Here is a 10,866-nt window from a genome sequence, read left to right on the forward strand (position 1 = left end):
TTGCGCCCCGGTAGCAAAAATTCGATTTTAGCCCAAGATTCATCCGATATATCATGTCGTTCGTATGCATTCGCCATTTTCCCGATATCCTTTTTTTGACGTTTGCATAATATAGCACAAATCTATTGACGACACAACCTAGTTCATTGCCGGCATGAAACGCCATCTTTGATCCATACCGAGAGCGGGTGCCGCCCGGAGGACATCCTGCCGGAACCACTCCACATGGCCGTCTCCCAGCACCATGTTCACCCCTCCGCCGTGCCGGTCGCCGACGCAGGGAAGGGGGTACGGACTGGAGTACCTGTATTCCGGATAAATAATTCGCAATGCATTGCTGGTGCTGTTGATCCAGTCGGTGGTGTCACCGATCATCACCTTGCGCGAAGGCTGGCGGACATTCTGTATCTTCATGCGGACGGGGGAGTAGGTGTGATCCCGGATCCCCATCTGCTGATTCCAGCCATAACCGATTGCGGAATAGATGGAACCGGCGGAACCTGTTGCGGCAATAGCCATTTCATCGGTAAAAGAGGGGCAGCGGAATACGCCGGTGACAAGACGTTGATCGTCGTATTTGATAAGACCGATTTCATCCTCGTTGCCGGTGAGGCCAACATAGGGTGCCAGCTCACGTGACCAGAACCCGCTCCTGCTGGTAGTGTCGGGCGACAGCGCAACGGTCAGATAACTGGCTTTATCGATGGTGTACGACATCAGGGCGGTTCCCAACTGTTTGCAGTTCGCCGCACAGGAGATCGTCTTGCTTCGCGATCGCGCCTTATTCAGCGCCGGCAACAGCATCGCCGCAAGAATCGCGATGATCGCGATTACTACAAGGAGTTCGATAAGAGTAAATACATTTCGATTTGTCATTACATTCCTCCTTCCGACCTGGTTCATATCCCGATTCCGGTTGCCGGGTCCGAGTTTGTTGTCGGCAACTGCAGCAAATGCCACGGTCTCCATTCAGTTAAATTATACAATAAACTCCAGCAAACAACAATAGTTTTTATAGAAAAAAAACGGCAAAAAAAAAGCGACTGGCTATATTTCCAGCCGATAATTCCAGAATATTGCCACTTCAGCTGATTTCGCCGGTACGCAGAGTTCTGCCGCGAAGGTATTCCGGAGCAATCCGGAAGTGGACTGACGGATCATAACGGAAATGTCCGGTCTCCCAGTCGAAGATGATTTCACAGACTTTCCGTGCCAGCGGAATGGTGCCGGGGGTGAGCGTGTCGATCGGCGGGTTGTGGGTGCTGGCGGTCATGTTGCCGTCAAAGGCGAGAATTCCGAATTTCGGCGTCATTCCCGCTTCAATCAACGGCTCACACAGCATAACCCAGGTATCATTGAGAAAGAATATGCTGTCAAACCCCCGGCGGGAAAGTTGTGTGACACATTGCTGCAGCAGATTCAGCTCCTCCACTCCCGCCAGAAGTTTTGAGGAAAAGAGTTGAAAGGGAGAATCCGCTTCCTCCATGACGGAGGAAAACCCGTCGATACGACGTCGAAAATCGATGGATGATGTGTTGATTTTCGGCGCCAGCAGCGCGGGATGACGGTACCCTCGCTCCAGCAGAATGCGTGCCGCCATGGCGCCGGACTCGAAATTATCCAGTGCATACAGTGGAAATCCTTCATGCGTCAAAAGCTCCGAGAGGAAGAACACTTTCGGCGCCTTCTGCTGCCGCAGATTGTCGAAGAATTCTCTCGGGAAAAATGCAAACGAGAAAAAGACTGCGTCGAAATCAGCCAGCCGGGCTTGAAACTCGGGCAGCTGCTCCGGCAGGTCGGAGTCATAGGGGAGCAGTTCGATCTGGATGCCGCACCGCCCGGCCAGCCGCTCCAGCTCCAGCCAGAGCTCCTTGTAGGCAGAAAACCAGAAGGTATTGTTGATCATGTGCACCGCCGCGACATAGGCGTAGCGGAATTTCTGCCGGAGTGGCTCGATCACCACACCGCTCTTCGTCCGCTGGATCAGGCCGTCCTCCTCCAGCAGCCGAAGCGCCTTGCTGACGGTAGGACGCCCGGTATGGAGCAGCTCGGCGAGACTCCGTTCGCCGTCGAGATGAGTCTCACCTTTTACGCGCCTAGAAAAGACCAGTTCGCGCAACTCCTTGTGAACATCCGCAAGTTTTCGGTAGTTTCTCATTTCGAGCCCGGCAGGGATTCTGAATTCGCCGCTCCTTTACTGCGTTTACCGTACAGCGGAAATCTCGAAAAACAAGGAAGAAATGCGTCGTGCGTCTCACTTTTTTTAAAATCAGCGAAGCGGAGCAGACGGAAGTGGGAACGGTCCCGGTAGCTCTCCTGATTCCCGCTCCACACCAGCTGGCATTTGCGGTGCTCCCCGTCGGAGTCGTTGACGGCGAGATCCTGCCCTCGGAGCTCCCGAACCGCCTCCATGTCGGACAGGCTTTAACGGGAGCATGGGAGAATCTTTTCAATACATGCGGACCAGATCGGCTTTGTATTCATAATCATGTTGCGCCCCCTCCGGCCACGGCGTCTGCCATAGACGCGGAGTCTGTTCCAGCTTTCGTTCGGAAAGCATCACCGGTCCCTTGACCATACCTCCCCCGCCCTTCTCGTCAAAAACTCGAACAACGAGCAGATTATCACGTTTCTTGAGCAGTCCGTGCGGAATCGGATAATTGCGCATTGCCTCCCAGTATTTCGGTACGTCATTGCCTGTTGCACCGATTTTCACGCCGTTGAGCCAGACCTCATCGGTATCATCAATCGCCCCCGCAGAGAAATAGAGCTGAGGAGCGTCCAGAAGATTATCCGGAGCATCGAACGTCAAACGATACCAGGCACAACCATTGTAATCATAACGCAGAAAAGATTCAAACGGCTGTCCTACACGCACCTCGATACCGTCAGCGATCAGTCCTTTCAACCAGCGGGCCTCCCCCTTGCCGACCTGCCATTGATCGCGAATTCCAATGTTTTTCTCGTCCAGCGCGAATTCCCACTTTTGTTCACTCAAATCCAGTTTTGCACTTTCGGCAATTGACACAAAAGGAGAAGCCGTATTGGAAATTTGCACTCCGCACGAACAGAGAAGTGCAGAGAGCAGCCGGACGGTTTTTCCTGTTGCGGCAGAAGAGCCGAAAAGCGAAGGAGACAATGTTGTAAAAATCCACTCTCCCGAACCGAATCGACCTCGAACCAGCACCGCCGGAGTCGTCGCATTAAAGTGCGGCGGTACCTTTTCAAACGCCGGAACATTCCTCTTTTCTCTCCAGTAGAATTCACTGTTCCCGTAGCCGTTGCGCCAGACGCCATCCGCCTCGCCAGAGATTGCCGCACGCGGAGCTGTCGCTTCTGCAAGATTCATGGTAAACGGCAACCAGCCGGGATCAAAACTTCCTCCCGCATGCCAGTAAAGCACCCGGCCGCCAAAGTACACAAAATCGTTCAATTCCATCCGGTAACGTTTCAACGCCTCCCAATCCGGGTCGGCGACAATCAGAAGATCCGCCGGCTTCAGAAGCTCGTCGGAGAGAGTGTTCACCTCCGTGCAGTTGATCTGAAAACGATCAATCAGCTTTCTGCCGTTTTTCCCGCCGAAAAAGAGCACCTTTGCCGGATGAGCCGGCCGATCCAGATAGCGGAGCAGATTGTCGAATAACCGGGTCGCCACCGGATCACGCCCCAGGCGGTCCGTGATTTCCAACTGTGATGCGATCCAGATGCCACGACCGGTCCGACGTTCCAGCAGCGGAGTCTGAAAGAGGTCGAAGCCACTGACCAGAAGAGAGATGAAACTGCCGTGCTGCGGACGCCGGAAGGCATAGGAGGCCACCATGTTGCGGTTTCCCCAATCAGACCAGTTAATCCCGGCGCCATCTGAGACTTTTGCCGGAGCAAGGGAAAAACTGCCCTGCCAGAAAGAAAAATCGACATCGCGGAGTCCTTCAAACGCCGGATGAGCCGGCGCATTGATATAGGTTCGACGAGTCCTGGTTTTCATGAGTTCAGGAGAAACCCCCGGCTGCTGTTCCAGAAAGAGGATGTTCAGACCCTTTTCCGCCGCCGCAGTCCAATCCGGCATCCGACGAAGTTTCGACAGCGCTCCGCGTCCTACGATCAGAATGCCGGAGTCGGGAAGCCGATCAAGAGTTTCAAGTCGTTTCAGCGGATGACGATCCTGCAACCAGGCAACCAGTCTCCCTTCCGGGTCCCACACATGGAGCGGAGAAGCGAGCTTCAGCTCGACCGGACGGGCAAACACCTGAATCGGGAATTCCAACCGGAAGTTCTTCTCTTTTCCCGTCAGCATGACACGCAAAATCCATTCCGAACGGTCGCCGGTGGTAGGCAGCGGAACGGAGACAGGAACTAATTTGTTTTCATATGGAGCAACTTCAACATTGTTTTCATCGATCGGGAGTTCGCGCCCCTGGGAGTCGGAAAGCGTGACCGTCAGTCGATACCTGACCCGTCGGGGAGAATCATTGAACAGCATCACACTTTTTTTCAACGTATCTCCACCGTAGCCGGAATGATTCTGCAGAAGAGGATCTTCTTCTCCATCGAAAATGGCGGCACTCACATCCGCCATCGCATGCGCAAAAGGCGCCTGCAGCAAGGTGGGACGCAGATCATAACCGGGAACACGCGGATCCGTACAGGAGCTGCGGGCATTGCCGTTGTCGAACCCTTCCGGTTTGAAACTGAAATCACTGTAGTCACGGGAAACCGGCAAAGTGTCAGGCGCGATTCGCTGCATGGCAAACGACGCTTCCGTGTAATCGAAATTGCCATACCCGGTCAGCCGGTGGAAACGCCATCCGGGCATGATCTCCTTGAGATATTCTGCTGTCACCGCACTGGCAGCATCGACGGCAAAACCGTAGACACCTCCCGCCTTGTTTTCCGTCGTATTCCAGAACCAGCCGGCAGCTCCCCGTTCGTGAAATGGCCGGGGACTTAACGAAGTACGGTAACGATAGGCGGCGTCTCCAAGAACTCGGGCTGCATTCTCCGTAATGTACGGCACGCCGCCGCCATGAAAATTCTCAAGATCGAAAAAACTGCCGATATAGGGAAGATAGGTTTCGCCGACAAAAACAGGCATTTCCCGCCTCCGGCTCCACTCTTCGAAAAAGGCGCGCAGCTCGGTGGAGGGAGCGCCCCAGGTATGATAGATGTGAGTCCCGTAAATGTTGCCGACCGCACCGGAGCCGCCGGTAAAACACTCCTGGTCCGGAAAATATTTCCGATAAAGAGCCGCCATCCGGTTAAGGCGCTGATTGCGCAGAGCCGAAATTCCACTCTGATTCGGATCCCCCTGTTTCAACCCGACGTAGTTTGGATTGGTGCAGCCGGCATTGTAACCATACCAGACGTCAATTCGAAATCCTATTTGAGAAGGATGTCTGAAATAGACCGGATCCTTCGCCATCTCCCGCAACGAATCTTCCAATTTTTTCAACGCACTTTCGCTGTTCCGATCAAGCTCCGCGTGGCTGAGCGTACGGCCGGAAACCAGCAGCATGAGGCCCATCTCATCCGCCAGGGAAAGGATCTCTTCGGATGGAGGGCCGTTGAGAACAGTACAGTTCAGGTTTAATTTTTTGTAAGCAGTAAAAAGAGGTTTTAGAAAACGACGGTCAACCAGATAGTCGAGTCCCCACCAGCTTCCCTTGTTGGGGATGGCAGTTTCCGCCTTCAGAATGATCGGCTTCCCATTCAGAAAGAACTGGCCGTCGCGAGCAGTAAATTCACGAAAGCCGAATCGGATGACGGTGCGATCGGGGACTTTGCCGTCAGGAGTGACAATCGCAAGTTCCAGAAAATAAAGTTCCGGCGTATCCGGCGACCACAGAACCGGCGGCATCCACCGGCATTGGATTTTTTTCTCAAAAGAACGTCGTTCCTGATACAGCTTCCCGCCGTTCCGGTCCTTGACCTGAATATCGATCAAACTGCCGGATGGCACAGAACTCTCACAAAAAAAAAAGAGTCAACGTCTTCGCCGAAACACTGGTCACAATACCGACTTCACCGAAATTCACTTCCGGCGCAAGTTGAAAGCGGACGTTGCCGAGCCCTGTTTGAGAATTGAGCTCTCCACTGTTGCGAATTCGCAGTTCGTTGTTCTCTCCATACCGCAACGCCCGTGAGACATCGACTCGCACCACTCCAATTGCAGGATCGCGTTTTTGAGCAACCATTTGTTTCCCGACATAAATCTCCGCCGTTCCACAGAGATCTTCAATGACAAGTTCCACTTTGCGGTTGCACCAATCCGCCGGAATATTGCAGGTTCGACGATACCAGACGGAGGCGCCCCCGCGGGTAAACGGGATTCCCCGCCATTCCTTCACCGCGGTACCATCCTCCGTCCGCATAAAATTGCTGATGGCTCCTTTCGCCCAGTAGCCGGGAACGACGAAATATCCCCATTCCGCCTCCGGCTCCGTTTTCGGGATCTGCGGATCGGCAACCGGTCGAAACCGCCAGACCTGATTCAAACTTACAGTGTGTCGAGTGCCGTTTGTGCTGCGATACGCTTTCGCGAGGTCCCAGTTGAGAATATTCTTGAGATTGAGTTTTCTGATGTTTGCCACCGGTTTCATAAGCGGCTGCTCCGCCGTCGGTGTATCCCCTCCCGGAATGGCGGCGCGGTATTCCAGCAACTTGAGTTCCGCATTGGTCCAGAAGCCGCCGCGAATACCGGCGAGGCCCGATTTCAACCTGCCGTCATCGGGCATCTCCCCGACCTTCCGCCCATTGATCCAGGCGACGACGGCTTTCCCGTCAAAATCGAGTGCAAGAGTGAATTCCCGTCCTCCACCGTAAGGGATCTCCTGTCGTTTTACGGGCTCACCATAGATAAAACGGTAGAAAAAGGCCTTCTTTTGCGAGGGGCACACTTCCAAGGCATAGAATGCGCTGAAATTCTTGTTCGCCCGGGCGATCAATGCGACGGAACTCTCGTAGCGATCACGAGCCTTGAGGCTGACACGGCCGTTGGAAAACTCCTTCGGAGCATACAGAACCAGGTGACAGTCGGCACTTTTCAACACCCCGTTCTGCCAGGAGATCTTGCTGCCGATCAGCGGGAGGGAAGAGGCGGCAACAGACAGTTCCCGAAGAGGATTTTTTTCTTTGGAAAAAACATAACGATAATCAGCATGGGCGGTTGCGACAATCAGTACCAGACAGCAGAGCAAAAATAAATTTTTTCTCATCCTTTTTCTCCTCCTATGATAAAATTTCAGAAATCAATCCCTGTCAAGGTTGTCTGGTACGCCAGAACGGGATGGAGTATTTGCGATACTCTCCTCCTGGCCGGGAACCGACGTGGCCGTCGAGGTAGAGAAAGTTGCTGCGACCGGAGTGAACAATCCGATATTTGCTGTCCTGCGACCATCCGGCGCCGTCGGAATTGACAATCCAGAAACCATTTTCCGCGATCCAGAGAGAGCGGGAAGGGTGTGGAATCCGAGAATGAACCATCCGGGGCGCCACTTCCGCAAAAACAAAGTAGTTTATCGCATATGCCCAGGGAGTACCGTAGGCAGCCTGAGCAGGACAGCCGATTGCACCGCTGCCCGCAGCAGGATTCAACATGAATTTGCGGTCGACATAGATCGTGCCGCCCTTTTTGTTTGTGCCGACTTCATATCCCCAGAGAGGCGTCATCCAGGTATCGCTGCCATCGGAAAAACCGCCTTTATAGAAGTACCCGTTATGAGCATCAAGATAGAGCTGATATCCTGTTCCAATCTGTTTCATATTGTTGGCACAGGAGATCGTTTTGCCTTTTTCCCGCGCCCGGTTTAACGCGGGGAGCAGCATCGCAGCCAGAATGGCAATGATAGCAATAACAATAAGCAATTCTATCAGCGTAAAAAGAGTGTTTTTCTTCATGATTTCCCTTTCTTTACATCAGTTGTTATTGCATCGGGACTCTTGCCGTCGATTGCCGGACGATCAGCCGCGGTTCGAACATCTTTTCCAGCATCATCCCGGAATTTCTGGTGCTGAAGAGATACGCGATGGCCTCATGAATCATCCGCTCCGGATCTCCGCAGCAGGTCGTCAGCGGAACAGGGTAACAGGCACTCTCCCGCAGATTGTCGAAGCCCGTGATAGAGACCTCTTCCGGAATACGAAGTCCGGCAATCAGCAATCGCTCTTCAACTCCGAGTGCACAGGCATCATTGTGGGCAATGACGGCAGTGAATCGACGACCGCTTTTCAACAGGGAATCTGCCGCCTGATATCCCTCCTCCCGGTAGCCGTTTTCAAGATGAAATGTCAATTCTGGCAAAAGCTCCAACCCGCTCTCCTGAAATGCCTTTTCCAACCCGATCATCCGTCTTTGATCCAAAATGTTGCCGACATAGGCAATCCGGGTATGACCAAGCTCAATCAGATGACGGGCCAGCCGGTGGAATCCTGCATTGACATTTTCCGCAACGAAAGGGACGCCGGGAAAATCGGGGCGCCAGCGCAGACAGACCATTTTCTTGCCGGTCTTGCGGATGCGTTCGAGAATGACCGGAGAATAGCTGCAGAGTTGATCGATCACAACCCCATCACAAGTTTTGAGCAGAGTGTCAAATCGGTCGACGTCGACATTTTCCTTGTCCAGCATCAGAACGATGGTGTTGAGACGGCTGTTGTTAAGGTGGAAGAGCAGCAGGTTGAACACCTCCTGTTGAAATACGCTCATTTCACGATCACAGACAATCAGAATCCGACTGTTTTCCACAATCTCGGGCACCGGGTAGACAATCGTGCCGATCCCCTGCACCGGCCGGAGGATGTTCTCTTTGGTGAGCTCGAAAATCGCACGTCTGAGCGTATTGCGTGAAACACCGAATCGCGCCATAAGCTCCCGTTCATTGGGAAGCATGTGCAGATTCTCCGTTTCGATGGTTGAGAGCAGCTTTTTCTTGAGTTTTTCGTAGAGCGGCTCTCTGATTAGTTTCTCTTCCATGAAAAATCACTCCTCCCCGAGTCTTTCGCCACGCATTTCCACGGCGGCAATCAGGACGCCGAAAGGATCACTTCCCTCCGACAAACTTTGCAGGTGCAGATAACTCATCGCACCGTCGACCGGTTGACGAAGCGGAGACTCTCCGGCCAGCTCTCCGCACCGGAAACGCAGACTTCCTGCATTTTGATCAAATGAAATTTCAATCTCGCACTCCTTTCCCGGCGTCAACATGGGAACGCCTTCGATCCGCCCCGCGGAATCCAGCTCGAGAACAAATGGCGAGAGTTTATGTACGACCGGATCAACCGGATTGAACCAGCGATCAGTCAGCGTAATGCGCATTCCTGCGGAGCCGGGCATCAAAATCAGTCGCAGTTTCAGCACTCCGCAACGAACCGCAGGAAAGTTCCAGACCGCCCCCTCTTTTTCATAAAGAAGCCGGCAATCCGGATGGCGGGCAATCTGCAGCATTTCCCGGGGAGACCCGTCCGGGGCAGGAATCAGCGAGGCGCCAGGCCGTCGATTCCATGCACAATGCCCGGCATAGCAGAACCCGCCGGAATGACTGCGCACATACTGATGTATCGACCAGTTGACCAGACCGGATTTAAAATCCTCCCGACGTTCTCTCTCATAGAGATAGTCGAGGTCAAACAGAAGCAACGCTTCACAACAAGGATGCTGACCAAGTGCAACAAGAACCTTGTTTTCCGGCAGTTCCAGAACCTGAGTCTGGTGGATGCTCTTATCCCTCAATACCCAGGAGCCGCCGATCGTGCGGAAATCATTGTAATTTCGAATGGGATTCAGCAACAGTTCCCGGAAACCGATCCAGGTTTTTCCCATATCGTCGGAGATCGCGGCATGCAGCACATCACGATTGGTAAATACATCCTCCCATACGCCATTGCGCGCATCCTCGTCCAAATCTGTCTGAAGCGCATGATCGAGTTCCGGCAGCGGAGAGGTATTGTTCCAAACCGCCAGCAGTCGACCGTCGGCAAGAGTCGTCAGGTTCGGCATTGTCGCAACCGCGTAAAACGGCGACGGTTCCAGAGAACTCCAACTTTCCCCGCCATCCTCGGAAAAGCATTGCCAGTGGCGGTCGGTCGAGGTTCGCAACAGCATATGGAGCCGCCCATCCGGATACTCGGCGATCACCGGTTCACAGCCGCACTGAAGCCAGCGCGGTCCCTTGTGCGGCCATGCGACAGTATGAACCGGCGGAGGCGGCAAAATTGTTTTCCGCCAGCTGCGGCCATCGTCATCGGAAATAAGAACCACCGGATAGAGCGTTTTGTCAATCCACTGCTCAGCACCGAGCAGCCATCGCTGACGTTTCCGCAGAGGAAGTGGTTGTCGTTGAATGTGGATAGGATCAGAAAAGATCTGTTCCATTTCCCACCTGTCGTCAGGATGGTTCGAGCGAAATACATAGACCCCTTCCGGTACATCACCGGGCAGCGGGAACAGATCATACGGCCAGAACTCATGCCAATTGTCTGGCTGCTTCGCCCTTCGACGAAGGGTGAGATAATCACCGGAATAAGGACTTCGAATGGAAGCGCCCGGAGTTTTCCCGGTCACCGGTTCCAAAAGCCAGCTGATCCCATAATCAAAACTGCGGCGCACCACCGGCAATGCTGCATTTTTCCCACTCCTGTCACGGTAGAAATGAGCTCCGTAATGACGAATTTCTCCTCCCGGGAGCATCATCAGTTCACGGCCGGCATGCAACCCGCTGTGACCGGTCACCACGGGGTCATGAACGGTTCGAAAAAGTTCGGTAATGCTGGCTCCGCCCATTGGTGTTGTCCTGAAATTAGGAGATTTATTTCAAGTCATACCATAATTATACCACATACCAACCTGTTTGTCAAGAGAAGAAGAAATTTTTT

Annotated in this window: 7 protein-coding genes; all 7 read right to left on the minus strand. The window is 53.4% G+C overall.

From position 1 onward, the window contains the following. Positions 1 to 138: 138 nt before the first annotated feature. The 7 genes from ACMLHG_RS06605 to ACMLHG_RS06635 all read right to left on the minus strand — a co-directional run bounded on the left by ACMLHG_RS06605 (position 139) and on the right by ACMLHG_RS06635 (position 10,774). Positions 139 to 876 (minus strand): prepilin-type N-terminal cleavage/methylation domain-containing protein, encoded by a 738-nt coding sequence (locus tag ACMLHG_RS06605; RefSeq protein WP_417169979.1) that lies wholly within the window; start codon positions 874 to 876, stop codon positions 139 to 141. A 208-nt stretch (positions 877 to 1,084) separates the two neighbouring features. Further along, positions 1,085 to 2,158: a GntR family transcriptional regulator gene (locus ACMLHG_RS06610; RefSeq protein WP_417169980.1), complete on the minus strand. Its 1,074-nt coding sequence runs from the start codon at positions 2,156 to 2,158 to the stop codon at positions 1,085 to 1,087. A 291-nt stretch (positions 2,159 to 2,449) separates the two neighbouring features. Further along, a complete protein-coding gene (locus ACMLHG_RS06615; protein ID WP_417169982.1) occupies positions 2,450 to 5,956 on the minus strand; it encodes a beta galactosidase jelly roll domain-containing protein in 3,507 nt (1,168 codons plus the stop codon). Between the two features lie 7 nt (positions 5,957 to 5,963). Then, positions 5,964 to 7,211, minus strand: coding sequence for a sugar-binding domain-containing protein (locus ACMLHG_RS06620; RefSeq protein WP_417169983.1), 1,248 nt, complete (start codon positions 7,209 to 7,211; stop codon positions 5,964 to 5,966). 43 nt (positions 7,212 to 7,254) lie between these two features. Next, entirely contained in the window at positions 7,255 to 7,893 is a 639-nt protein-coding gene (locus ACMLHG_RS06625) for a prepilin-type N-terminal cleavage/methylation domain-containing protein (protein ID WP_294433956.1), read from the minus strand. Between the two features lie 25 nt (positions 7,894 to 7,918). Continuing rightward, the gene (locus ACMLHG_RS06630; protein WP_417169984.1) at positions 7,919 to 8,968 is read right to left on the minus strand and encodes a substrate-binding domain-containing protein; all 1,050 of its coding nucleotides are present in this window, start codon (positions 8,966 to 8,968) and stop codon (positions 7,919 to 7,921) included. Positions 8,969 to 8,974: 6 nt separating this feature from the next. Continuing rightward, a complete protein-coding gene (locus ACMLHG_RS06635) occupies positions 8,975 to 10,774 on the minus strand; it encodes an exo-alpha-sialidase (RefSeq protein WP_417169985.1) in 1,800 nt (599 codons plus the stop codon). Positions 10,775 to 10,866 lie beyond the last annotated feature (92 nt).

The organism is Victivallis sp., assembly GCF_048170485.1.
Taxonomy (GTDB): Bacteria; Verrucomicrobiota; Lentisphaeria; order Victivallales; family Victivallaceae; genus Victivallis.